Origin of the sequence: Streptomyces sp. NBC_01198 (assembly GCF_036010485.1) — a bacterium.
Classification (GTDB): domain Bacteria; phylum Actinomycetota; class Actinomycetes; order Streptomycetales; family Streptomycetaceae; genus Actinacidiphila.
In genome coordinates this window covers 7205684-7228927 of sequence record NZ_CP108568.1, presented here as the reverse complement: position 1 = coordinate 7228927, position 23244 = coordinate 7205684, and the positions used below count along the sequence as shown (strand labels likewise).

Below are 23244 nucleotides of genomic sequence, written 5' to 3'. Positions count from 1 at the left end.
AGCGGCGTCCGCTGCTCGGGGGCACCGCGGCTACTCCGCCGGGAGTACGCCGCCGGGGGTGCCCGCCGCGGCGGTCAGCGGTATCGGACCGTCCGCCGCATCCGCGCCCGTCCGCAGCCCCACCTGCTCGGCCAGCGCGGCCGCGGCCTGGTCGAAGAACTCGTCGCGGGCCTCGACGACCTGGTTGAACTGGCCGAAGACCTCGAAGCTGACGATGCCGAAGACCTGGGCCCAGGCGGCGATCAGCGCGGCGATCGCCCGGATCGGCAGTTCGGGGGCCAGTTCGGCGGCGAGCCGGCCGGCGTCGGCGCGCACCGGACCGGCCAGCGGCCGGCCGGCGGGCTCGCCGAGCAGACCGGCCGCGTGCGCGTCGCGGGCCACCGAGACCAGCGTGAGACCGACCCGGGAGGCGGGCCCGACGGTGTCAGCGGGCGCCGAGTAGCCGGGCACCGGCGAGCCGTAGATCAGGGCGTATTCATACGGGTGGCCGACAGCCCAGTCGCGGGCCGCGCGGCACACCGTGACCCAGCGGTCGACCGGCCTGGCGGCGGGGAGCCGGGCGTCGAGGGCCGCCAGGGCCTCCTCGGCGTCGGCGCCTATCGCGTTGTAGGCGTCGATGATGAGGGCGGTGAGCAGGTCGTCGCGGCTGGGGAAGTAGCGGTAGAGGGCGGATGACGCCATGCCGAGCTCGCGGGCGACCGCGCGCAGCGACAGACCGGCGGGACCGTGCGCGCCCAGCTGCCGCGCCGCCTCTTCCTTGATGGCGGCGGTGATCTCCGCCCTGGCCCGTTCCCTGGCTCCTCTGATCGCACTCATGGGGTCCAGTGTGCCAGCTCCAAGAGCGATGCCCAAGAACGCGAGCCCTGGAAAAAAAAGAGAGCGGTGCTCTTGCTTTTGAGCGAGCAGGTCGGTCACACTGTTCTCAAGCGAGAGCACCGCTCACAGATTCGGTTCACAGATTCGGGAGAGGTCATCATGTCCGAGCAGGTACCGCAGGATCAGCAGGCCCCGCACGTGCAGAAGCCCGGCTGGATCACGGTCAACGTCTCCAACCGCCTCGTCGCCTTCATGACCCGCCGCGGCGTCAGCGTCTGGGGCTCACGGGTGCTGGCCGTCCGGGGCCGCAAGAGCGGCGAGTGGCGGACCACCCCGGTCAATGTGCTCACGCTGGACGGCGAGCGCTATCTGGTGGCGCCACGCGGCCACGTCCAGTGGACGTACAACATGCGGGCGGCGGGCGGCGGCCGGCTGCTGCTGGGCAAGACAGTCGAGGAGTTCACCGCGGTGGAGGTCGCCGACGACGGCAAGGCCCAGATCCTGCGCGGCTACCTCAAGCGCTGGAAGGCCGAGGTGGGCGTCTTCTTCGGCGGCGTCGGACCGGATTCCACCGACGAGGAACTGCGGGCGATAGCGCCCAGGCACCCGGTCTTCCGGATACGGCAGGCAGGCGAGGTGGACGGTGCCCCGGCGAGCGCCAGCAGCGGCGAGTGACGGCGCCGGGGCGCCGGACGGCACGCGACGCCCGGCGCCGGGTTGTCACCCGACGCCTGACGCCTTCCCACCAGCGCCGCTCCGGCGGTCAGGCCCGGCTCACGCTGTCCAGCGCGCGGCGGGCCATCGGGTGGGTGCGGACGAGGTCGGCGAGCGTGCTCTTGCCGCGGGTGATGCGCCCGAAGGCCCGCCAGGCCGGCGGGAAGGTGGTGAGCGCGGCGTGCAGCAGCCCGGGGCGCCGCTCGAAGAGGGTGAGCATCCGGCGGCCGACGCCCATCTCGACGCCGAGGCCGGCCTTCACGGCGAAGGCGTAGTTGAGGGCCTGCCGCCGGGCGTCCACCGCGTCGTGCGACTCGGCGATGCGCACCGCCCACTCCCCCGCGAGCCGACCGGAACGCAGTGCGTAGGAGATGCCCTCACGGGTCCAGGGTTCGAGCAGGCCCGCCGCGTCACCACAGACCAGCACACGGCCGCGGGACAGCGGGGAGTCGTCGGCGCGGCAGCGGGTGAGGTGCCCGCTGGAGACGCTGGGCTCGAAGCCGGCCAGGCCGAGGCGGGCGATGAAATCGTCCAGGTAGCGCTTGGTGGCGCCGCCGTCGCCGCGGGCGGAGATGACGCCCACGGTGAGGGAGTCGCCCTTGGGGAAGACCCAGCCGTAACTGCCGGGCAGCGGGCCCCAGTCGATGAGCACCCGGCCGGTCCAGTCCTCCGCCACCGCGGGCGGTACCGGGATCTCCGCCTCCAGGCCGAGGTCGACCTGGTCGAGCTTGACCCCGACGTGGGCTCCTATCCGGCTGGCGCTGCCGTCGGCGCCGACCACCGCGCGGGCGTAGATGATTTCTTCCTCGCGCTTGCCCGCCGCTGCCCCGCTGCCGGTCACTATCACCGCCACCGTGCGCCGGTCGGGGACACCGGGGCCGTGCTGCTCCACCCGGGAGACCGTCACGCCGGTGCGCACCTCGGCGCCGGCCTCACGGGCCGCGTCGACCAGGGCCGCGTCGAATTCGGGCCGGTTGATCAGCCCGAAGAGCATCTGCCGGGAGCGCTTGGTCCTGGACAGCCGGCCGTTGAGGCTGAAGGTCACCGCGTGCACCCGGTCGCGCAGCGGCAGTTCGAAACCGGGCGGCAGCGCGTCCCGCGACGGGCCGATGATGCCTCCGCCGCAGGTCTTGTATCTGGGGAGTTCGGCCTTCTCCAAGAGCAGGACCCGGCGGCCGGTGACAGCCGCCGCATGGGCCGCCGACGCTCCCGCGGGGCCCGCACCGATCACCACGACGTCCCACACCGTCGTCGCCTCGTCGTCGCCCGCACCGCTGTCCTGCGCCGCCTGCTCACCGCTCACGTCTGATTCCGCTCCCGCTCGGCCCGTCCGGCTGTCGTCGCCCCTGCTCAGGGCATCCTATTGCGCCCGTCGGGGTCGGCTCGCTGTGGCACCATCGGCAGCGACCCTTTGTCGGCACCAACGACCACAGCAGTCCCCCGATTCCTGCGAGGAGCAGCCCATGCCGTCCGTTCCGCTGTCCGAGACCGTGACCTCGCTCATGCCCCGTGCCCGCACCGAACTGGCAGAGCTGGTGTCCTACGCATCGGTGGCCGACGAGCGGCAGTTCCCTCGCAGCGAGAGCGAGAAGGCGGCCGCCTGGGTGGCCGGCGCGCTGCGGGACGAGGGTTTCCAGGACGTCGCCCTGCTCGACACCCCGGACGGTACGCAGTCGGTCTACGGCCTGCTGCCGGGCCCCGAGGGCGCGCCGACGGTGCTGCTCTACGCCCACTACGACGTGCAGCCGCCGCTGGACGAGTCGGCGTGGCTCTCCCCGCCGTTCGAGCTCACCGAGCGGGACGGCCGGTGGTACGGCCGGGGCGCCGCGGACTGCAAGGGCGGGGTGCTGATGCACCTGACGGCGTTGCGTGCGCTGCGCGAGCACGGCGGTGCGCCGGTGACCGTCAAGGTGATCGTGGAGGGTTCGGAGGAGCAGGGCACCGGCGGGCTTGAGCGGTACGCGGAGGCGCACCCGGACCTGCTCACCGCCGACGCGATCGTGATCGGCGACGCGGGGAATTTCCGCCTCGGGCTGCCCACGGTGACCTCGACGCTGCGCGGCATGGTGCTGCTGGAGCTGCGGGTCGCCACTCTTGAGGGCAATCTGCACTCGGGCCAGTTCGGCGGGGCCGCCCCCGACGCGCTGGCGGCGCTGATCAGCATCCTCGGTTCGCTGCGGGACGCTTCGGGGGCGACCACCATCGAGGGCCTGGACGGCTCCGGTGCGTGGACGGGGCTGAGCTACCCGGAGGAGGACTTCCGCCGGGACGCCAAGGTGCTCGACGGCGTGGAGCTGGTCGGTACCGGCAGCGTCGCCGACCGCATCTGGGCCCGCCCGTCGGTGACGGTGGTGGGCATCGACGCCCCGCCGGTCATCGGCGCCACGCCGTCCGTGCAGGCCACGGCCGGCGCGCTGGTGAGCGTGCGGGTCCCGCCGGGCGTGACGGCGGATCAGGCCGCGGCGGCGCTCACGGCGCATCTGCGGTCGGCGGCGCCCTGGGGCGCCCGGGTCCAGGTGACGCAGCGCGGCAGCGGCCAGCCCTTCCACGCCGACACCTCGAGCCCGGCCTATGCGGCGATGGCCGAGGCCATGCAGGAGGCATACGGGCAGGAGCTGGCGATCGCCGGCCAGGGCGGCTCGATCCCGCTGTGCAACACGCTGGCGACGCTGTATCCGCAGGCGGAGATCCTGCTGATCGGGCTGAGCGAGCCGGAGGCGCAGATCCACGCGGCCAACGAGAGCGTGTCGCCGCAGGAGTTGGAGCGGCTCGCGCTGGCCGAGGCGGTCTTCCTGCAGCGCTATGCGGCCTCGAAGGCGCCCGCTTCGGCCGGCTGACCGGCCTGGCCGCGCTCGCGTGGTCCCGCCCCGCGGTCGGCGGGGCGGGACCGGCGGCGGGTCATTCCGCGGGGTGACCGGCTTCCAGATTGAGGGGGTGGCCCTGCTCGCGGGCACGCAGTGCCCAGCGCAGCCGGTCGAGCCGGACCGGTGGCAGCAGGTCGGCGGCCTCGTCCTCGGTGACGAAGCGCCAGTCGCGCAGTTCCGCGGGCGGCAGCAGCAGCCGGTCGATGTCGGCGGTCGGCACCCGGCCGCCGTCGAAGAGCAGCCGCAGCCCGCCGTGGCCCGGCGGGTGCGGCGGTTCCCAGTCGACCACCAGGAGTTCGAGCCCGCCGGTCAGCTCGATGCCCAACTCCTCGGCGACCTCGCGGCGTCCGGCCCGCGCCGGTGACTCGCCGCGCTCGACGACGCCGCCGGGGAACTCCCAGCCGGGTTTGTAGGTGGGGTCGACCAGCAGGACCCGGTCGGCGTCGTCGAAGAGCAGCACGCCGGCCGCCACCGTCTCGGCCCGCGGTTCCGGGGTCTGGACGATGCCGCAGGCCCCCGCGCCGCTGCCGACCGCTTCGGCGAGCCGCAACGCCGTCTCCCGCGGCGTCAGGCCGTCCGTACGGAGCACCTGGGCGTCCTGCGCCAGCCAGGGCAGCGCGTCGAGGTAGTCGGGTATGCGTTCCAGTGCCCAGCGGCGGGCGGCGTCGCCCACCGGGGAGCGGTCGGGGTATTCGGTCCAGTGGGCGATCCGGGCTCGCAGGATCGTTTCTCCCGGGTCGAGCAGCAGATGCCGGACCTCGATCCCGCGCGAGGCCAGCCCGCCGAAGATCTCGTCGCGGTACTGCTGCCGCAGCAGGGTCATCGGGACCACGAGGACCCCTCCGACCTCGGCCAGCAGCGCGGCGGCGGTCTCGATCACCAACCGCCGCCAGATGGAAAGCTCTTGGTAGTCGGTGACCTCCTGGAGCCGCTTTTCCGGCAGTAGTTGCCGCAGACAGCTCCCGATCGCGTCGGGGTCGTACAGGGTGCTTTCCGGTACGAGGTCGAGCATCTCCCGCGCGGCGGCGGTCTTGCCGGCGCCGAACGCCCCGTTCACCCAGATGATCACGGTGCCCCCTTCTCCGTAGACCCCTACGAATTGCCCGGATCCTCGCCCCCGGCAAACGCGCCGCCCGCGGCAGCGCCCGCACCGGCGGGACGGCGCTGCCCCCTCGGCGCCGCGAGGGCAGCGCGACCGGGAAGCGCATCGCGATGCCGGCGGGGCCACCCGCGCCACCCGCGCGGCGGGCAGCCACCGCTCGTCGCCGGCCGGGTGCCTGCCGCCTCTGAGCGTGGCGACAAGAGGGTCCCGCGTGCGCGGACCGTACCGAGTCCTCCCGGGACAGCCTGCCGGCAGCCCGGGGTGCGGACCCCGGGCGACCGATACCCGCGACCCGCGGTCCTGTACGGTCAGCCGGCCACGAAACCGGCGAGCCCGAGCATCTGGGCGGCCGCGGCGGCCGCGCCCACCAGGCCCGCGTCGGTGCCCAGTTTGGCCGGGACCACCTCGACGCCCGCGGCGAAGGAGAGCGTGGCGTAACGGGTGAGGTGATCGCGCAGCGGGTCGAAGAGCACGGGCCCCGCGCCCGCGACGCCGCCGCCGATCACCGCGACGTTGATTTCGACCAGGGTCGCCGTGGCGGCGATCCCGGCCGCCAGCGCCTGGGCGGCGCGGTCGAAGGACGCCACCGCGAGCGGGTCCCCGGCCCGCGCGGACTCCGCCACGGCCGCCGCGGTGGGCTCCGTGCCGGCCGGCGGCAGCCAGCCAGACTCCAGGGCGCGGCGGGCGATGTTGGGGCCGCTGGCGAGCCGCTCGACGCAGCCCCGGGAGCCGCAGGGGCACAGGTCGCCGTCCAGGTCGACGCTGATGTGGCCGATGTGGCCGGCGTTGCCGGTCGGCCCGGGCAGCAGGGCGCCGCCGAGCACCAGGCCGCCGCCCACTCCGGTGGAGACGACCATGCACAGCGCGTTGTCGTAGCCGCGGGCAGCGCCCTGCCAGTGCTCGGCCGCCGTCATCGCCACGCCGTCGCCGGTGAGCACCACCGGCAGGCCGCCGGCCGCCTCGCCGACCCGCGGGACCAGCGGGAAGTCCCGCCATCCCGGCACGTTGACCGGGCTGACCGTGCCGTGCAGGGCGTCCACCGGACCCGCGCTCCCGATGCCCACCGCGACCGCGGCCGGCCACTGCGGAGCAGCGCGCAGCTCCGCGACGACCTCGGCGACGGCCCGCATCACCGTCTCGCCGTCCCGGCCCGCGGGAGTCGGCCGCAGGGACCGCGCCACGGGGCGGCCCTCGGTGTCGACGAGCGCGCCGGCGATCTTCGTACCGCCGATGTCCAGTGCGGCCACGAGTGGACCGGTCGCGCCGTGGGGGTGCATCGTTCGGGGGTCTCCTTCGTCGTTGTGTCGCCCGGGTTCCGCGACGGCGGCCCCGAGGGTAGTCTCGCCTGACCGTGACAACGTTGTCCATCTCTTGCCGCAGGGAATACTACGACCGTGACCCATACTCCTGGACGTGTTCCCCGGCCCACCATGAAGGATGTCGCCGCCCGGGCGGGCGTCGGACTCAAGACGGTCTCCCGGGTGGTGAACGAGGAGCCGGGCGTGACGCCCGACACCGTGGCCCGCGTTCAGTCCGCCATCGACGCCCTGGGCTTCCGGCGCAACGACAGCGCGCGGCTGCTGCGCACCCGCAGGACCGCGAGCGTCGGGCTGGTGCTCGAAGACCTCGCGGACCCCTTCTACGGGTCGCTGAGCCGCGCCGTGGAGGACGTGGCCCGGGCCCACGGAGCGCTGCTGTTCACCGGTTCCAGCACCGAGAACCCGCGCCGGGAGCAGGAGCTGGTGCTGGCCTTCTGCGCCCGCCGGGTCGACGGCCTGGTGGTGGTGCCCGCCGGTGACGACCACCGCTATCTGACCCCGGAGATAGACGCGGGGGTGGCCACGGTGTTCGTGGACCGGCCCGCGGGGCGGATCGACGCGGACGTCGTCCTCACCGACAACGCGGGCGGCACCCGCACCGGCGTCGCCCACCTGATCGCGCACGGCCACCGCAGGATCGGCTTCATCGGCGACCAGCCCGGCATCCACACCGCCGCCGAGCGGCTGCGCGGCTACCGCGAGGCGATGGCCGACGCGGGGCTGCCGGTACGCCCCGACTGGTACGCGATGGGCCCCACCACGCCCGAGCGGGTCAGGGCGGCGCTGGCCACCATGCTCACCGGGCCCGAGCCGGTCACCGCGCTCTTCGCGGGCAACAACCGGGTCACCGTCACCGCGGTCCGCGTGCTGTCCGGCCGCCCGCAGCCGGTGGCGCTGGTCGGATTCGACGACTTCGAGCTCGCCGACCTGCTCGACCCGCCGGTCACCGTCGTGGCCCAGGACGCCCCGGGCCTCGGCCGCAACGCCGCGCAGCTGCTCTTCCGCCGGTTGGACGGCGCCACCTCGGAGGAGCCCAGCCGGATCGAGCTGCCGGCCCGGCTGATCCCGCGCGGCTCGGGCGAGATCCCGCCACCCGCCTGACCTGGCGGACCGGGCAGACCGGAAGGCCTGCCCGGACCCGGCGGCGTCAGCGGCCGGACAGCGCGTCGAGTTCGGCACGGGTCAGCCCGGTGCGGTCGGCGACCTCGGACGGGTCCACGGCGCCGCAGTCCAGGCCGCGCAGCAGGTACCCGCTGAGCGCGCGGGCCGTGGCCGGCTCGTCGAGGACCGCGCCCGCGGTCCCGGCGACGTAGTCGGCCAGCCGACCGGCCGCCGCGTCCAGACCCTCGCGGTAGAAGGCGTAGACGGCCGCGTAACGGGTCGGCAGCTGCGCGGGGTGCATGTCCCAGCCCTGGTAGTACGCGCGGGCCAGCGAGCGCCGTACGAGCCCGTGGTGCAGCCGCCAGGCGGCGTGCACCGCCGGGGTGTGGCCGACCGGGAGCACGTTGGTGGAACCGTCCGAGAGGCGTACTCCGGTGCCGGCCGCGGCCACCTGCATCACGGCCTTGGCGTGGTCGGCGGCCGGGTGGTCGGGGGCCTGGTGGGCGGCGCTGACCCCGCAGGCGGCGCTGTAGTCGAAGGTGCCGTAGTGCAGCGCGGTGGCCCGGCCGGCCGCCGCGTCGATGAGCCGGGGCACGGTGGCGGTGCCGTCCGGGCCGAGGATCGCCTGGGTGGTCTCGATCTGGATCTCGAAGCCGATCCTGCCCTCGGGCAGTCCCGCGGCCTGCTCGAACTGCCCGCACAGCGCGGCCATGGCGGCGACCTGCGCGGGGAAGGTCGCCTTGGGCAGCGTGAGCACCAGCCCGTCGGGGAGTCCGCCGCCGTCGAGCAGGGCGGTGAGGAAGAGGTCGAGGGTGCGGATGCCGCGCTCGCGCACGGCCGCCTCCATGCACTTCATGCGGATGCCGATCCACGGCGGCGCGGCGCCGTCCGCGGTCGTCTCGGTGACGGTGCGCGCGGCGGCCAGCGCGGCGGCGTCCTCCTCGGCGTCGGGCCTGGCGCCGTAACCGTCCTCGAAGTCGATCCGCAGGTCCTCCACCGGTTCGCGGCGCAGCTTCTCGCGCACCCGGTCGTGGACCTCGCGGGCCAGCGGCCCGGGCAGCCCGAGCACCCCGGCGAGCGTCCCGGCGTCCGGGGCGTGCTCGTCGAGGGCCGCCAGCGCCCGGTCGCCCCACTCCCGCACGGTCCGAGCGGTGAAGGCGTCGGCGGGCACGTAGACGGTGTGCACCGGCTGCCGGGTACCGGGGTCGCCGGGGTAGCGGCGGGCGAGTTCGGCGTCCGTGGCGGCCAGCGACGCGCCGATCCCGGCGACGTAGGAGTCCGCGAGTGTCGTACCGGCCGGCTGCCGCATGGGCCACCCTCCCAGGCTTCAACAAATCGTTGAAGTGACGCTAGCCCGGGGCCTTCCGTCGGGTCAACACCCGCAGGGCGCATGCCGCGGCCCCCGTACGCGGGGCGTACGGGGGCCGGGCGGCGGCGCTGCGGGGGAGGTCAGCCCTTGCGGGCCTTGACCTCCTCGGTGAGCTGCGGGACGACCTGGAAGAGGTCGCCGACCACGCCGTAGTCGACCAGGTCGAAGATCGGCGCCTCTGCGTCCTTGTTGACCGCCACGATGGTCTTGGAGGTCTGCATACCGGCCCGGTGCTGGATCGCGCCGGAGATGCCGTTGGCGATGTAGAGCTGCGGCGAGACGGACTTGCCGGTCTGGCCGACCTGGTTGGTGTGCGGGTACCAGCCGGCGTCCACCGCGGCGCGGGAGGCGCCGACGGCCGCGCCGAGGGAGTCGGCGAGCTCCTCGATGACCGAGAAGTTCTCGGCGCCGTTGACCCCGCGGCCGCCGGAGACCACGATCGCGGCCTCGGTCAGCTCGGGGCGTCCCGTCGACTGGCGCGGGGTGCGGGCGACGACCTTGGTGCCGGTGGCCAGCTCGCCGAAGGTGACCGCGAGCGGCTCCACGGTGCCGGCCGCGGGGGCCGGTTCGACCGGCGCGGAGTTCGGCTTGACGGTGATCACCGGGACGCCGCGGCTGACCCGGGACTTCGTGGTGAAGGCGGCCGCGAAGGCCGACTGGGTGGCGACCGGCCCATCGTCGCCGGCCACCACGTCGGTGGCGTCGGTGATGAGGCCGGAGCCGAGGCGCAGCGCGAGGCGGGCCGCGACCTCCTTGCCCTCGGCGGAGGACGCCACCAGGACGGCGGCGGGCGACACGGCGGCGGCCGCGGCCTGCAGCGCGTCCACCTTGGGCACCACCAGGTAGTCGGTGAACTCGGGCGCGTCGGCGGTGAGCACCCTGAGCGCGCCGTGCTCGGCGAGCACCGCGGCGGCCGCGTCGGCGCCGGGGCCGAGGTGGACGGCGACCGGGTCGCCGATCCGGCGGGCCAGGGTCAGCAGTTCGAGGGTCGGCTTGCGGACGGCACCGTCCACGTGGTCGACGAGGACGAGGACTTCAGCCATGGGAATCGTTCTCCTGCGGAAAGTGAGGGGCGGGGGCGGGCCTGCGGTCGCTGCCCGGCCCTGGCGCGCGGCGCCGGGCTGGGCCGTTCATCAGATGAACTTCTGCTCCGCGAGGAAGGCAGCGAGCTGCTTGCCGCCCTCGCCCTCGTCCTTGACGATCTGTCCTGCGGTACGCGGCGGGCGCGCGGTGGCCTCCTGCACGGCGGTCCAGGCGCCGCCGAGGCCCACCTGGTCCTCCTCGATGCCCAGGTCGGACAGGCCGAGGGCCTCCACCGGCTTCTTCTTGGCGGCCATGATGCCCTTGAAGGACGGGTAGCGGGCCTCGCCCGACTGGTCGGTGACCGACACCAGCGCGGGCAGTGACGCCTCCAGCTGCTCGCTGGCCGCGTCGCCGTCGCGCCGCCCGGTGACCTTGCCGTCGGCCACCGCGACCTCGGACAGCAGCGTGACCTGCGGGATGCCCAGCCGCTCAGCGATCAGCGCGGGCACCACACCGGCCGTGCCGTCGGTGGAGGCCATGCCGGTGACGACCATGTCGTACCCCGCGCGCTCGATGGCCTTGGCCAGCACCAGCGACGTACCGAAGACGTCGGTGCCGTGCAGCGCGTCGTCCTCGACGTGGATCGCCTTGTCCGCCCCCATGGACAGCGCCTTGCGCAGCGCGTCCTTGGCGTCCGCGGGACCGACCGTCAGCACGGTGATCTCCGCCTCGTCGGCGGCGTCGGCAATCTGCAGCGCCTGCTCGACGGCGTATTCGTCCAGCTCCGACAGCAGGCCGTCGACCGCGTCGCGGTCGGTGGTCAGGTCATCGGCGAAGTGACGGTCGCCGGTGGCGTCGGGCACGTACTTCACAGCGACTACGATCCTCAAGCTCACGCCTGCTCTCCTACTGCTTCGTCCTGCACGTCTTCGTCAACTGCACCGGCAGCGCCCTGGCAAGTGCCCCGGAATTGGCAGCATAGGCGCCTGCGGCCGCGGCTCCCCGCCGGAACGCAGCACGCGTCGCGGCGAGTACCCCGGCAGATATATTACTCGTCAGTACACAGACCGTGCGGCCGGTTGGCAAGGTTCCCGCGCTGTGACCTGTCCTACGCCCGTGCCGGCGCCGCCGGCCGCGCCGTCAGACCGCGGCGCCCAGGGCGGCGATCACGTCGGCGCGCCGGGGCTGTCCTGACGCCCTGCGGACCACCGAGCCGCCCGCGTCCAGGACCAGCACGGTGGGGGTCTTGAGGATGTGCAGCCGCCGGACCAGGTCGAGTTGCGCCTCGGCGTCGATCTCCACGTGGCGCACCCCCTCGACCATCCCCGAGACCTCGGCGAGCACCCGCTTGGTGGCCCGGCAGGGCGCGCAGAAGGCGCTGGAGAACTGCACCAGCGTCGCCCGCTCCCCCAGCGGTTCGCCGAGATCGGCCGCCGTCAGCCGCTCTTCGCCGGCCCTGGCACCCACCCTGATCCTCCCGTCGCGCCGCCGGTGGAGCACGCCGAAGACGCTCGCCGCCGCGAGCACGGCGAGGCAGACCACCAGACCCGTCATCGCCGCCCTCCTCCGCTGCCGCACCGCATTGTCCACCCGCCGAGGGGCGCTGTATTCCCGCACGTCAGCGTTCATACGAACGCAATGATTCCCGCGGACCCGGTCGCGCGCCGGTGCGTCATCATTCCCGTCATGGAGATCGACGTACGCGGCCCCCGGTTCGGCGCGGCCCTGACCACCGCGGTGCTCGCGGCGGTCCTGATCACCGGCAGCGGTCCGCTGCTCGCGGTGCAGGCGGCGCTGTTCGCGGTGGGCGCGGCGGCCGGCGTGCAGCGCTCGCCGTACGGGTGGCTCTTCCGCGCCGTGGTACGGCCGAGGATCGGCCCGCCGCCGGCCACCGAGGATCCGGCTCCGCCGCGGTTCGCGCAGGCCGTGGGCCTGGTCTTCGCCGTCATCGGGGTGGTGGGCTATCTGGCGGGGCCGCGGTGGCTGGGTATGGCCGCCGCCGGCTGCGCCCTGGCGGCGGCCTTCCTGAACGCGGCCTTCGCCTACTGCCTGGGCTGCGAGATGTACCTGGCCCTGAGGCGTACGCTCGGCTGAGCGGAAGGCCGGCCTCCGACGTGGAACCGGCGCGAGGGTGACATCGGCATGACGTGAGAAGAATCTCCCCGTGGCAGGGTCGCCCGGGGTGACAGCGGGCCCGCTGCCAGGGCACCATCGCTCAGCGGCCGGACAACCTACGGGCGCGTAACTTCCACCGGGAGCGCCGCCCCGGAGAGAGCAGGTGCCCTGACATGGCCGAACTCGTCTACCCGCCGGTGATCGGCTTTGCCCGCACCATGTTCAAGGTGCAGGGCCTGCGGTTCGACATCCGGGGCACGGAGAACGTGCCCCGTGAGGGCGGCGCGCTGCTGGTGAGCAATCACATCGGCTATCTGGACTTCATCTTCTGCGGGCTGACGACGCTGCCCGCCAAGCGGCTGGTGCGCTTCATGGCCAAGGAGTCGGTCTTCCGGCACAAGGTGTCGGGTCCGCTGATGCGCGCGATGAAGCACATCCCGGTGGACCGCTCCGAGGGCATGCACGCCTACGCGCACGCGCTGGAGGCACTGCGCAGCGGCGAGATCATCGGCGTCTTCCCCGAGGCGACCATCTCGCAGTCCTTCACCCTCAAGTCGTTCAAGTCGGGCGCCGCCCGGCTGGCGATGGAGGCCGGCGTTCCGCTGCTGCCGATGGCGCTGTGGGGCACCCAGCGGCTGTGGACCAAGGGCCACCCGCGCAACCTCGGCCGGACCCGGTTCCCCATCTCGCTGCGGATCGGCGAGCAGATGCGCCCGCACCCCGACGAGAAGGCGGGCGCGCTGACCCGGCGGCTGCGGATGCGGGTGCAGGAGCTGCTGGAGGACGCGCAGCGTGCCTACCCGGGGCGCCCCTCGGGCCCCGACGACCGGTGGTGGCTGCCGTCCCACCTGGGCGGCACCGCCCCGACGCCCGAGGTGGCGGCGGAGCGGGACCGCGAGCAGCAGGCGGCCGGCTAGGAACCGTCTGATACCTCGGTGGGCACCACGATCGCGGTGCTGGCCGGTGCGGCCCGCAGGCAGGCCACCACGGCCGGCAGCGGGGACGCGTAGACCAGCGGGTAGTCACGTTCCCCCAGCTCCGGGCGCACCGGGAAGGCCAGCCGCTCGGTGGCCAGGCTGAAACGGGCGTCCACACCGGGTTTGTTGCCCCGGGCGTCCAGCCGGCTCCAGCGGTCGGTGCCCGGCAGCCGCAGGGCGATCAGGCCGTGCAGGGCGGGGTCCGAGCCGTCGTCCTCGGTCAGCCGCTGGTAGCAGAGGCCGGCGGGGATGCCGCGGGTCCGCAGCAGCGCGGTCAGGGCGTGCGACTTGGCGTAGCAGATGCCGTTGCGCTGCTCCAGCACGTCGGACGCGCGCCAGCTGACCCGCGGATCGCCCGAGTCGAACGAGTGCGGGATCGCGTCGCGGACGTACTCGAAGGCCGCCTCCGCGTACTCATGCGGGTTGTGAGTGCCTTGGGCCAGCAGCGCGGCGGTCTCCAGGACCTGCGGGTCATGGTGGTCGATCACATCACCGGCGGCTAGGTACGCGGAGAGGTCCGGGGTCTCCGGAATCGGTTCCATGGACCGACCCTAGAGACCCCGGACCTCTCCATCAATCGATTTACTGATCTTCGTATATTTATTCAGAGGTCGGCTCGCCGGACCTCACGCGCCGGACGCCATCTCCTCGGCGATCGCCGCGGCGAAGCCGTCCACGTCGTCCTCGGTGGTGTCGAAGGCGCACATCCAGCGGACCTCGCCGGTCGACTCGTCCCAGAAGTAGAAGCGGAAGCGCTTCTGCAGCCGCTCGCTGACCTCGCGCGGCAATAGCGCGAAGACCGCGTTGGACTCCACGGGCCGCATCACACGCACCCCGTCGATGCCGCGCACCGCCGCGTCGAGCCTGCGGGCCATCGCGTTGGCGTGCTCGGCGCCGCGCAGCCACAGGTCGCCCGCCAGCAGCGCCTCGAACTGCACCGACACGAACCGCATCTTCGACGCCAGCTGCATCGACAGCTTGCGCAGATACCGCACGGAGCGCACTCGCTGCGGGTTGAGCACCACCACGCACTCGCCGAGCAGCAGGCCGTTCTTGGTGCCGCCGAAGGACAGGATGTCGACGCCTGCGTCGGTGGTGAAGCGGGCGAGCGGCACCCCGAGGCTCGCCGCCGCGTTGGCCAGCCGGGCCCCGTCCATGTACACCGCCATGCCGAGCTGGTGGGCGTGGTCGCAGATCGCCTTGACCTCCTCGGGCGTGTAACAGGTGCCCTGCTCGGTGGTCTGGGTGATCGAGACGACCTGCGGCTGCGCCCGGTGCTCGTCGTCGAAGCCGTACGCCTGCCGGTCGATCAGCTCGGGGGTGAGCTTGCCGTCGGCGGTGGGCACGGTCAGCAGCTTCAGCCCGCCGACCCGCTCGGGTGCGCCGCACTCGTCCACGTTGATGTGCGCGGACTCGACACAGATCACCGCGCCCCAGCGCTCGGTCACGGCCTGCAGCGCCGTGACATTGGCGCCGGTGCCGTTGAAGACCGGGAAGACCTCGGCGGTCGGGCCGAAGTGCTGCCGGAAGATCTCCTGCAGGTGCGCGGTGTACGCGTCCCCGCCGTAGGCGACCTGGTGCCCGCCGTTGGCCAGCGCCAGCGCGGCGAGCACCTCGGGGTGCACGCCCGCGTAGTTGTCGCTGGCGAAGCCGCGCGCGGCCGGGTCGTGCCGCCGGGCTGCGTCGGTCGGCGACGCCGCCCGGTCCGCGGGATCGGTCCTGTCGGTCGGTTCGGTCAGGGTTGGGGCGTCAGCCACTGGCGGGTCCCGTTCAGGTCGTCGGCGGTGCGGTTCCAGACGCCCGCGATCGCGTCGGCGAGATCGCGTACATCGGTGAAACCGGCGAATTTGGACTGCGGGCGCTCGGCCCGCATCCCATCGTGCACCAACGCCTTGATCACCAGCACAGTGGCCGCCGCGGTGGGGCCCTCGTCGCCGCTGAGCTTGAGGAACGAGTCGCCGAGCGCGAGCGTCCAGGCCTCGGCGGCGGCCTTCGCCGCTGCGTAGGCCGCGTTCCCCGCCGTAGGCCGGCTGGCGCCCGCCGCGCTGATCAGCACGTAGCGCCCGCCCGGGCTGCGCATCAGGCCGTCGTGGAAGGCGAGCGAGGTGTGCTGCACCGTCTGGATCAGCAGCTTGTGCAGCACGTCCCAGTCGGCGAGCTCGGTCTCGGGGAAGGAGGCGGAGCCGCGCCAGCCCCCGACGAGGTGGACCAGGCCGTCGACCCGGCCGTGGTCCTTCTCGATCCGGCCCGCCCAGTCCTCGGTGGCCTCCAGGTCCAGCAGGTCGACGATCTCCCCGGTGATGTCGGCGCCGCCGGCGTCGTAGCGGGCCGCGTCCACCGCCTCGGCGAGCCGTTCGGGGTCGGCGTCCGCGGCGATCACATGGCCGCCTTCCCTGGCCAGCCGCTGCAGTACCGCCCGGCCTGCCGGTCCGCCGGCGCCCGCCACCGCGATCACCGCTCCATCCAGACCGCCGGAATACGTGTCCGTCGTCATGTCCGCCTCCTCGGCCGCACCGGTCACGCGGCGCTCCGTACCGGGCTGTCGCCCGTGATCCCCTTGGTGGAGGCCGTAGCTCCGCCTGCGCCAGTTTTCACGAAACCCTCCGGGGTATCGTCGATCGCACCGTAAATCTTCATGGGTGGCAGAGTGTAGCCATCCGGCACGCCGACCCCCTCATAGTCACCCAGGGCCTTCAGCGCGAGGGCGTACGTCCCCTCGTCGAACCACCGGCGAGCCACGCGGTAGAAGTAGGCCCAGCCCTTCCCGCCCATGCGCTCGTCATGGTTGTAGTCGTGCCACGACTTGTCGTGACGCAACTTCTCCAGCAGCATCTCGAAGCACGCGCTATCCTCCGGCTTCGGATTCGACCCCGCTTCCAGGATGCTCTTTATCTGCTCCCATTGTCCTCCGGAGACGCTGATCGGGACCTTGATCTTGTTCTTGCGGTGCCACTCCGACATCGGGTTCTTGCTGCCGCCCGATCGCGTGGCGGTGTCGCCGACAATGTCGACCCGCACCCGCAGGAGCTCCAGGATTTGTTTCTTGTCGCCAGGCTCCAGCTTGGTCACGTTGACCTTGACCTGATCAATCAGCTTGCGCATGGAGTCGGCGCGCTGCCCCTTGTGCTCGGCTTCTTCCAGCCACTCGGTGATGCGCTCCTGCTCCTGGCGGAGCTCCTTCTCCTTGGCTGCGATCTCCTCCTTCAGCTCGACGATCAGTTGCTGATCCTGCTCGTCATCCTCGTCGAGCGAGGCAACCAGCATGGCGATCTTCTTGCGTCGGGTGTTGCGCAGGGTGTTCAACTTGGCGTCGATCTCCTCCGAGCGAGCCCGGTAGGACTCGGCACGCTCGGGGACGCTCCCCAGCCATTCGTCGACCAGGCTCATGATGGCGTCGGGATCGGAGAGGAGCTTGGAGACCTCGCCCCACACCAGTTCTTCGGCCTCCTCGCCGGGGATCGGCTTGCAGGTGTGCCCCTTGGCGGCGGTGGCGGAGTTCGAGCATTTATAGGAGAAGTCGTCGATGTCTTGACGGCGGACGCCGTAGCGGCTGTGGCCGCAGGTGCTGTACAGGTGGCCCGAGAGGAGGTGGGAGCTGTAGTTGGTTCGGGGGGCACCCTTCATGTCGTCCAGGGCTGCTTGCAGCGCCTTGCGGCGGTCCTCGGACTCGAAGAGCGGGGGGAGCTCCAGGCGGTAGGAGGTTGTGATCTCTTCGCCGTCCTCGTTCACGCCAGCGAAGGTGAAGTCGACGTAGCCTCGTACGGCCAGTCGCAGGCGAAGGACCAGATTGTCGCCCGTCCAGAGCTTGCCCGTCCGGGTGAGGTATTTGAGGCTGTTGAGCGTCTCGGCGGCCTCTCCTCGGCTCATCTTGCCGTCGATCAGGCACTCGGCGGCCTTGAAGATGACCTTCTGCTCGTGGGGGTTGACGATGGGCTCGCCTTCCTCGTCGAGCATGTAGCCGTACGGCGGCGTGCCGCTGGCCCAGCCACCCCCGGAGACCTTCTTGATTCGGCCGCCCATCGTGCGCTCCAGGATCAGGGCGTGTTCAACTTCCGCCATGTAGGCGAGGAGAGAGAGCTGAATGCCGAACATGGAGTCTTCAGAGTCGATCCGGCCGTCAGCGGTTGCGACGCGTACGCCAAAGTCAGTGGCGTCATAGACCCAGCGGTGGATGTCGCGCATCGTTCGGCCTATACGGTCCAGCTTGCCGAAGACGACCACGTCGACTAGGCCGGCCTGAATGTCGGCCATGAGTCGGTCCACGTCTTCGCGGTGTGCGAGCTTGCCGGACACTCCCCCGTCGCAGTAGGTGTCGACGATGACGTGCGGGAAGTTCCGGAGTTTGTAGGCGACCCACGCCCGGCAGCGCTCGTCTTGGTCGTCAAGGCCGTAGCCGTCGACCTGCTTCGCCGTGGAGACGCGCAGGTAGATGGCAACGCGGAGCGTCTTATGCTTCCGCGGCAACGTCTTGCTTCGCATGGTTGCCCCCCTTGGTTAGGCGATTGCCCGCGAAGCCCCCCAGTCGCTGACCGGGGGGCTTTTCGGGTTCATGTTACTGTACCTGTGTTACTGTCACTTTGCTACTGGGCCAAGAAGGATGCGGGCGAGGAGCTCCCGCTGAGCCGGCGTCCACGTCGTCTTGCGCCACTCCACGGTCACCGCGGGCCTGTCACTCACCGGCCGGCAGCCTTCGGCCCGTTGCCAGTCGCGGAGCCGTCCGCCTCGCCGTCGAAGCGGGACTTCGAGGCGAGCAGGATGGCGTCGGGGTCCACCTGCCCCATCACAAACCCCGCGTGCTCAGCGACGCTTGGAGGAAGGCGAGGCTGCTGAAAGCCGGGGGCCTCACCTCGACGAGGACGGCGCTCAGGTGGGCGATGTACTGCTTCTGCGCCTCGATCGCCATGGCCGCGCCCCGAGCCCGATAGACGACGCGCTGCATGTTCGCCGGGTGCCAGACATCCCGAGTGGGCTTGTCGTCCCAGAGATCGAAGCCGAGCGCCTTCGCCGTCGCCGCAACGACCTGCCGGGCGTGCCCGCCCTCCTCGTTCTGCGCGTACGCCGCGTCGCAGTGACCGCGCCCGCAGACCGCGTGCGCCTCACGCAGCTCCGCGAGTTCACGCCCCTGATCTCCGAGCTCATCGTCCTCGACGTAGCGCCAGGTGCGCCCCCCGAGGTGACGCAAGCGAAGGGTGGCGACCCACTCGTCGTCTGTCAGCAGGGCAAAGCCCCCCTCGCCCGGAAGGTCCACCACCTCGTGGCGAAGGCCGCCCTTCCAGACGTAGTCGCTTAGTCGGACCTCGGTCTCCTCGCTCACGCGGAGACCGCCTGTCGCTCCTCAAAGGACTTCCGGCTCTCCTTGGTCAGATGGAAGAAGCCGTAGTCACATCGGTAGTGCCGGTTCTCGATCTCCAGGCCTCGCCTGGTTCCGTGAGCGTCCGCGCGCCTGGTCCTCTTGGCCTTGGCGCGGCCGAGAGCCTTCTCCGCATCGCGGCGGCTACCAAAGCCCCGCTTGATCCCGCACTCGCAGGGCCGCCACTCGACCGTCTTGGTTCCCATTACCTCGATCTCCTTTCGCTACAGTATCACAAACGGACGAAGGGCAGACCGCCTTACGCGGTCAGTCCCGACGCCTTTTTCGTCTTCTTCGGGGCTCCGGACTGCCATGCATCGCAGGGACATCCGGTGAGCTGGCACTCGCCTCGGGCTGCGCCCCGAGAGGAGTGCGTAAAGGGCGCATGACCGCACTCAGGATGGAAGCAGTAGCCCTTCCAGCCCTTTCGCCCCTCCGCGTTGGCGAGCATGACGCCGGGCGAGTAGAGCTTCACGAGGTGGCCAGTGCCGCCAATCGAGAGCTTGCCCGCGAATGCCTTAGCCTCGGTCTCCGCGCCGAACGGACCGAAGTTGAGCCCCCTCGTGCCGTCGCTCCAGGTGTGCACGAGCGCGAAGGTGTCGCGCATGCCATAGATGTCCGCGGCCTCACGGAGGATCGCCTTCGCCATGTCTGCCGGCGTATCGAAGCCGGGGCTCGTCAGGATGGTGACGATCGCGGCAATCTCCTCAGACCTCGGAGTGATCCTCACTGGCGCTCGCCCTCGGGGACTTCGCTCTCGTCCACCACGTCGAAGCCCCAGGTGTACTCCTGGTTGACGACGTCCTGTGCGATCTCCTCCAGTTCATCCGGGCTGTACTCCTTGCCGTCGTCGAGCGGAGTGAAGACCGTCACGTCAGTGCCGACGAACTTCCCCTCGATGTCGACCTTCACGTACCTCTTCATGTCAGCCCGCCGCGATGTCGGCGACTCGGAGCTCACGGGCCTTCTTGATCTGCTCGCGAGCGTGGTCGATGTCGTGGCGGAAGTGGTCGACGACCTCGGCCTTCGCCTCCGCCAACGACAGCGGCTCGGCGTACTCGGACGCGAACTTGATGTCGAGGATCCGGGGGAATGCCGCGTCGCTCCAGTCGACGAAGAACTTGCGTGCCACTGTCAGACTCCTCTCTCTGCGGCCTGCCTCATCAGCACGGGGAAGCCATCTCCCGTGGACCGCCCCGAAGGGCGGTTTCGGCAGTTACACCATCACACGTGCTGCCATCAGATCGCGCGCCTCTGAATCAGGCCGCAGACCTTGCAGACTCGACGTTGTCCGTAGGCCTTGAAGGGACCGAAGTACGTCCTCGGCACCTCCTCGATCCACTACGGCCAGCGATGGATGAAGTGCCACCAGGGCACCCCCTTCTCTTCCATCAGGCGGCCACCTCCGCCGGGTCCTCCGCGAGGAGCATGAGGTACTGCGGGCCGACGACCTGGTCGAGGCCATAGTCCGCCCGCACCCCGATGTCCCCGTCCTCGTTCACCTCCTCGATCACCTCGCCGACGATCTCGCCACCGAAGTAGACCTCGTCGCCGTGCGCGGTCTCCGCCTCCGCCGCGACCTTGACTCGGTCACCGACCCTGAAGGTTCGCCGCTCCAGCTCGCCGGCCATGTACGGGAAGTTGTCGTAGGGCGGCGCGCCCTTGGTGACGAAGATGAAGGTGTCGCCGCGGTCCTGGTGGAACGAGGTCACCTTCCCCGTCGTCCCCTCCGGGTCCTCGAACTCCTTCGTCGTGACGATCACCGTGTCGCCGACCTTGAAGCCCTCGTGCTCCGTGATCTCGATGCTGTCGCTCACTGTTTGATCCCCTCTCGTTGACTGCTCACACTATTTCAGACACAGTATCCCACGTCAATGCAGTTGGGCGACCCACTGCAACTCGCCGTGCACCGCGTCCCGCAGATCCTCGATCGTGCCGTCGTTGTGGATGCGGCCGTCGAAGGCCCAGTCGTCTAGGGCCGTTTCGCTGTCGTGGACCTCGCCGTCCTCGCCGACCGCAGGCTCGACCCCGAGGCGTTCGATGCGAAGCACCACTCCCCCACGACTGCGAATCGCCATCGCCTCGTTGGGAAAGCGGACATCCGGGATGACCAGCTTCTCGCCCACCTCGTGATCACGGAAAAGCGCGTTGATCCAGACGTCCCCGCCGAGGATCGTACGGCCGGCCTCAGTGCCGGTCCGCTGAAGTAGCGCCCGCACCTCCGGGAACTCATCCTTCACGCGCTCCCAGCCGTACGCCTCCACGAGGAGGGACAGCCGGTAGGGACCGCCGTCAGGAGCTCCGGGGATCAGCGGGTCGACGGCGAGGAGAAAGGCCCGCAGGGGGTCAGCGAAGCCTTCCCGCCTCCAGCCCCACTCGCCGAGTGCCTTCGCCGTCTCGTCCTTGCCCGAGCGGGCATAGCCGCTCAATCCGATGATCACTCGCCGTCCTCCTCGTCCTCGTCGTAGGCGGGGTCGAAGTCGACGATGACGCGGGCGATGCGGCCATCGACGATCTCGGCGTGCACGGGCCAGGAACCGTCACCCCAGAAGGTCGGGATGGACAGGCCAACGCCAGGTCCGGCAGGCTCCGTCACGTCGTACGGCTTCTCGCCCCATGGCGTCCTGTCGCAGAACTCGGACCATGTCTTGATGTGATGGCTCGCGTCGCCCGTGATCGTGTAGCAGGGGTCGCCGATGAACACCGTTCCCGAATCCACTCCCACGCTGCCGATCTGCACTCGCTCGGTCACTCGTCCACCTTGGGATAGTTGGGCAAGATGGTGTCGGCCGCTTTCTGGAAGCCGATGCACTGACCGAGATCCAGTTCTTCGCGGCACGACTCCTCGTACAGCTTCTCCGCCGCGTCGCGCTGCGCCGCCCGCACGAGGTATTCCAGCTCCTTGCGAGCCTGGTCGTACTCCTCGCCGTACTTGCTGACGAGGATGTTCGCCATTGCCACTTCTACGGTCGGCGCCCAGCGCGCCTCACCGTTCACGTACTCCCAGCCGTCCGTCTCCCGGCTCACCACTCACGCTCCCCGTAGTCGCGGATGCGCTGGACGATGTCCTCGCCGACGAAGCCGCCGAAGAGCGAGCCGAGCGGGTTGGGGTCGGGGAATTCTTCCCGGACGATGTCCGCGATCTCGTTGGCACCCGCCTGAACGAGCCCGCTCAACAGCTCGTGCAGCTCGCAGAGATCCGTCCCGTCCAGCAGTGCAACGATCGCGCCCTTCGCCTCCGCAACGGACGGCCGGCGCATCACTGGCTCACCGCCACGAGCGAGCGCCAGACGCGCCGCGGTCCGTGGTGGCCGGAGGCGTAGACGGACTTCACCAGGCGGCCGGTGTCTTCGATCACGCCCGCCTTCTGCGCCTGGATGAAGACGGGGCCGAGGGCGCGCGGGTTGGCCGGCCGGGGCAGGCCCGAAAGCCAGGCGTCGTCGGCGGAGAACTCGGTCTTCTTCAGGGCCAGGTCTTCGATGGTCGACAAGGCGAGGGTCCTCCAGGACTCGTCAGCCTCGACGGTCGCGGTGCTACTCAATGCGTGACTCCTTGGGTTGGGTGGCGGCTCGTCAGTACGGGATCGCCAGGCCCCGCAGACCCCTGTGCGACAGGGGTTTCGCCATGTCATTCGCCTTGTACGACAGGCCGGGCGAAGACGTATTCGAGCAGCTCAGGCGTCTGCCCCTCGGGAACTACGCCGGCTCTCCAGGCTTGTTCGTGGAGATCACGCAGGACCGAGACTCCCTGCTTGACCATGTCGGCGTATGACAGGCCAGCCTTGGTCAGGACGCCGATGTCGTACGCGAGCTCTTCGTCGACCCGAGCCTGTAGGGCTCGCGGTGGCTCCGGGGTCACTGCCACGTGTCGCTGTACTTCGCGAGGGACCGGGCGCTGTCGAGGCTGTAGATGTCCCGAACGGAGTGAACGGGCGTCCACTCCTGGCGCTCCTCACCCGTCTCTTCGTTGACCCAGATGACGAGCCGCTCTTTGACGACTGCGTAGACCTCTCCGGATGCCCACGCCCGGTACTCGTCGTCGGTCCGGATCAGGTAGTTCCGCACCGTCTCGCGGTCGTACTCCTGGTGGCGCCAGTAACTCGGCAGCGAGTACCAGATCACCACCGCACCGTCGATCTTGTGGCTGAAGTGGGTCACGGCGCCGTGATAGATGCGCGCCCAGCGCTCGAAGATGTCGACCGCGTCCTTGGCCCGCCACGAGATCCGGCTCCACCCCTCTTCGAGAGGTCCACCGGTCGGGTCGACCTCGACGTAGTGGCCCATGTGCGTATCGATCGTCAGCGCGTGGCAGTCCAGGGCTCCCGCAGCGCCGCGCGGGTTGCTTGGAGCAGGGTCGATGACGATGCGGACTCGCACCTTGCCGTCGTCCTTCACGGTTTCGATGATGTACATCTCTTGCCTCACTATCACACGGGTGGCAGGCTCATCGGGAATGGAATGCCAATCCATCCGACGCCCCGTAGGGCGTTCGCCG

29 protein-coding genes and 2 other RNA genes are annotated in these 23244 nt (G+C 70.9%); 5 read left to right on the top strand and 26 right to left on the bottom strand.

Going from position 1 to position 23244, the window contains the following annotated elements; translation table 11 throughout:
* Nucleotides 1–30: 30 nt before the first annotated feature.
* Complete coding sequence (locus tag OG702_RS32325) at nt 31–816, bottom strand: TetR/AcrR family transcriptional regulator (protein WP_327292502.1); 786 nt, start codon at nt 814–816, stop codon at nt 31–33.
* A 159-nt stretch (nt 817–975) separates the two neighbouring features.
* Between OG702_RS32325 and OG702_RS32320 the strand changes: the two genes are divergently transcribed.
* Nucleotides 976–1491, top strand: a complete 516-nt coding sequence (locus OG702_RS32320; protein WP_327292501.1) for a nitroreductase family deazaflavin-dependent oxidoreductase — start codon at nt 976–978, stop codon at nt 1489–1491.
* Nucleotides 1492–1579: 88 nt separating this feature from the next.
* Here the strand turns inward: OG702_RS32320 and OG702_RS32315 are convergent, their stop codons facing one another.
* A complete protein-coding gene (locus OG702_RS32315; RefSeq protein ID WP_327292500.1) occupies nt 1580–2833 on the bottom strand; it encodes a geranylgeranyl reductase family protein in 1254 nt (417 codons plus the stop codon).
* A 160-nt stretch (nt 2834–2993) separates the two neighbouring features.
* Between OG702_RS32315 and OG702_RS32310 the strand changes: the two genes are divergently transcribed.
* The gene (locus OG702_RS32310) at nt 2994–4367 is read left to right on the top strand and encodes a dipeptidase (protein ID WP_327292499.1); all 1374 of its coding nucleotides are present in this window, start codon (nt 2994–2996) and stop codon (nt 4365–4367) included.
* A 61-nt stretch (nt 4368–4428) separates the two neighbouring features.
* Here OG702_RS32310 and OG702_RS32305 read toward each other — a convergent pair whose 3' ends face one another.
* A complete protein-coding gene (locus OG702_RS32305; RefSeq protein ID WP_327292498.1) occupies nt 4429–5463 on the bottom strand; it encodes an NUDIX hydrolase in 1035 nt (344 codons plus the stop codon).
* Between the two features lie 341 nt (nt 5464–5804).
* Nucleotides 5805–6773 carry an ROK family protein gene (locus tag OG702_RS32300; RefSeq protein ID WP_327292497.1) on the bottom strand — a complete coding sequence of 323 codons (969 nt, stop codon included), beginning with the start codon at nt 6771–6773 and terminating at the stop codon, nt 5805–5807.
* Between the two features lie 153 nt (nt 6774–6926).
* Here OG702_RS32300 and OG702_RS32295 point away from each other — a divergent pair, with 153 nt between their 5' ends.
* A complete protein-coding gene (locus OG702_RS32295; RefSeq protein WP_327292496.1) occupies nt 6927–7916 on the top strand; it encodes a LacI family DNA-binding transcriptional regulator in 990 nt (329 codons plus the stop codon).
* A gap of 46 nt (nt 7917–7962) precedes the next feature.
* Here OG702_RS32295 and OG702_RS32290 read toward each other — a convergent pair whose 3' ends face one another.
* The 4 genes from OG702_RS32290 to OG702_RS32275 form a co-directional block, all read right to left on the bottom strand.
* Nucleotides 7963–9225: a DUF6986 family protein gene (locus tag OG702_RS32290; protein WP_327292495.1), complete on the bottom strand. Its 1263-nt coding sequence runs from the start codon at nt 9223–9225 to the stop codon at nt 7963–7965.
* Nucleotides 9226–9365: 140 nt separating this feature from the next.
* Complete coding sequence (locus OG702_RS32285; RefSeq protein ID WP_327292494.1) at nt 9366–10328, bottom strand: electron transfer flavoprotein subunit alpha/FixB family protein; 963 nt, start codon at nt 10326–10328, stop codon at nt 9366–9368.
* Nucleotides 10329–10418: 90 nt separating this feature from the next.
* On the bottom strand, nt 10419–11204 hold the full coding sequence (locus OG702_RS32280) for an electron transfer flavoprotein subunit beta/FixA family protein (protein ID WP_327292493.1): 786 nt from the start codon (nt 11202–11204) through the stop codon (nt 10419–10421).
* A 244-nt stretch (nt 11205–11448) separates the two neighbouring features.
* Nucleotides 11449–11862, bottom strand: a complete 414-nt coding sequence (locus OG702_RS32275) for a thioredoxin family protein (protein ID WP_327292492.1) — start codon at nt 11860–11862, stop codon at nt 11449–11451.
* A 132-nt stretch (nt 11863–11994) separates the two neighbouring features.
* On the opposite strand from OG702_RS32275, the gene OG702_RS32270 reads away from it, so the two are divergent.
* Both OG702_RS32270 and OG702_RS32265 read left to right on the top strand, forming a co-directional pair.
* Nucleotides 11995–12402, top strand: coding sequence for a DUF4395 domain-containing protein (locus OG702_RS32270; RefSeq protein WP_327292491.1), 408 nt, complete (start codon nt 11995–11997; stop codon nt 12400–12402).
* Nucleotides 12403–12596: 194 nt separating this feature from the next.
* Nucleotides 12597–13340 carry a lysophospholipid acyltransferase family protein gene (locus OG702_RS32265; RefSeq protein WP_327292490.1) on the top strand — a complete coding sequence of 248 codons (744 nt, stop codon included), beginning with the start codon at nt 12597–12599 and terminating at the stop codon, nt 13338–13340.
* Here the strand turns inward: OG702_RS32265 and OG702_RS32260 are convergent.
* The 18 genes from OG702_RS32260 to OG702_RS32175 all read right to left on the bottom strand — a co-directional run bounded on the left by OG702_RS32260 (nt 13337) and on the right by OG702_RS32175 (nt 23162).
* Nucleotides 13337–13942, bottom strand: a complete 606-nt coding sequence (locus OG702_RS32260; RefSeq protein WP_327292489.1) for a transglutaminase-like domain-containing protein — start codon at nt 13940–13942, stop codon at nt 13337–13339. The genes OG702_RS32265 and OG702_RS32260 overlap by 4 nt on opposite strands.
* An 84-nt stretch (nt 13943–14026) precedes the next feature.
* Nucleotides 14027–15157, bottom strand: coding sequence for a threonine aldolase family protein (locus OG702_RS32255; RefSeq protein ID WP_442814645.1), 1131 nt, complete (start codon nt 15155–15157; stop codon nt 14027–14029).
* The gene (locus tag OG702_RS32250; protein WP_327292488.1) at nt 15136–15894 is read right to left on the bottom strand and encodes an SDR family oxidoreductase; all 759 of its coding nucleotides are present in this window, start codon (nt 15892–15894) and stop codon (nt 15136–15138) included. The genes OG702_RS32255 and OG702_RS32250 overlap by 22 nt, the downstream gene beginning before the upstream one ends.
* Before the next feature lie 23 nt (nt 15895–15917).
* A complete protein-coding gene (locus OG702_RS32245) occupies nt 15918–17879 on the bottom strand; it encodes a recombinase family protein (protein WP_327292487.1) in 1962 nt (653 codons plus the stop codon).
* A gap of 301 nt (nt 17880–18180) precedes the next feature.
* Nucleotides 18181–18714: a hypothetical protein gene (locus OG702_RS32240; RefSeq protein WP_327292486.1), complete on the bottom strand. Its 534-nt coding sequence runs from the start codon at nt 18712–18714 to the stop codon at nt 18181–18183.
* Nucleotides 18711–18956, bottom strand: a complete 246-nt coding sequence (locus OG702_RS32235) for a hypothetical protein (protein WP_327292485.1) — start codon at nt 18954–18956, stop codon at nt 18711–18713. Before OG702_RS32235 ends, OG702_RS32240 begins: the two co-directional genes overlap by 4 nt.
* Nucleotides 18957–19009: 53 nt before the next feature.
* A complete protein-coding gene (locus OG702_RS32230) occupies nt 19010–19480 on the bottom strand; it encodes a hypothetical protein (RefSeq protein ID WP_327292484.1) in 471 nt (156 codons plus the stop codon).
* Nucleotides 19477–19674, bottom strand: coding sequence for a hypothetical protein (locus tag OG702_RS32225; RefSeq protein ID WP_327292483.1), 198 nt, complete (start codon nt 19672–19674; stop codon nt 19477–19479). The genes OG702_RS32230 and OG702_RS32225 overlap by 4 nt, the downstream gene beginning before the upstream one ends.
* Before the next feature lies 1 nt (nt 19675).
* Nucleotides 19676–19882: a hypothetical protein gene (locus tag OG702_RS32220; RefSeq protein ID WP_327292482.1), complete on the bottom strand. Its 207-nt coding sequence runs from the start codon at nt 19880–19882 to the stop codon at nt 19676–19678.
* 17 nt (nt 19883–19899) lie between these two features.
* Nucleotides 19900–19965: hammerhead ribozyme type II (locus tag OG702_RS32215), an RNA gene on the bottom strand.
* Between the two features lie 176 nt (nt 19966–20141).
* Nucleotides 20142–20567, bottom strand: coding sequence for a hypothetical protein (locus OG702_RS32210; RefSeq protein ID WP_327292481.1), 426 nt, complete (start codon nt 20565–20567; stop codon nt 20142–20144).
* Nucleotides 20568–20621: 54 nt separating this feature from the next.
* Entirely contained in the window at nt 20622–21191 is a 570-nt protein-coding gene (locus OG702_RS32205; protein ID WP_327292480.1) for a deoxynucleotide monophosphate kinase family protein, read from the bottom strand.
* On the bottom strand, nt 21188–21502 hold the full coding sequence (locus tag OG702_RS32200; RefSeq protein WP_327292479.1) for a hypothetical protein: 315 nt from the start codon (nt 21500–21502) through the stop codon (nt 21188–21190). Before OG702_RS32200 ends, OG702_RS32205 begins: the two co-directional genes overlap by 4 nt.
* Nucleotides 21499–21777 carry a hypothetical protein gene (locus OG702_RS32195; protein WP_327292478.1) on the bottom strand — a complete coding sequence of 93 codons (279 nt, stop codon included), beginning with the start codon at nt 21775–21777 and terminating at the stop codon, nt 21499–21501. Before OG702_RS32195 ends, OG702_RS32200 begins: the two co-directional genes overlap by 4 nt.
* Nucleotides 21774–22010: a hypothetical protein gene (locus tag OG702_RS32190; protein WP_327292477.1), complete on the bottom strand. Its 237-nt coding sequence runs from the start codon at nt 22008–22010 to the stop codon at nt 21774–21776. The genes OG702_RS32195 and OG702_RS32190 overlap by 4 nt, the downstream gene beginning before the upstream one ends.
* Nucleotides 22010–22291 (bottom strand): hypothetical protein, encoded by a 282-nt coding sequence (locus OG702_RS32185; protein ID WP_327292476.1) that lies wholly within the window; start codon nt 22289–22291, stop codon nt 22010–22012. The genes OG702_RS32190 and OG702_RS32185 overlap by 1 nt, the downstream gene beginning before the upstream one ends.
* 18 nt (nt 22292–22309) lie before the next feature.
* An RNA gene (locus tag OG702_RS32180) (hammerhead ribozyme type II) lies at nt 22310–22375 on the bottom strand.
* A 229-nt stretch (nt 22376–22604) separates the two neighbouring features.
* Nucleotides 22605–23162 carry a hypothetical protein gene (locus OG702_RS32175; RefSeq protein WP_327292475.1) on the bottom strand — a complete coding sequence of 186 codons (558 nt, stop codon included), beginning with the start codon at nt 23160–23162 and terminating at the stop codon, nt 22605–22607.
* Nucleotides 23163–23244 lie beyond the last annotated feature (82 nt).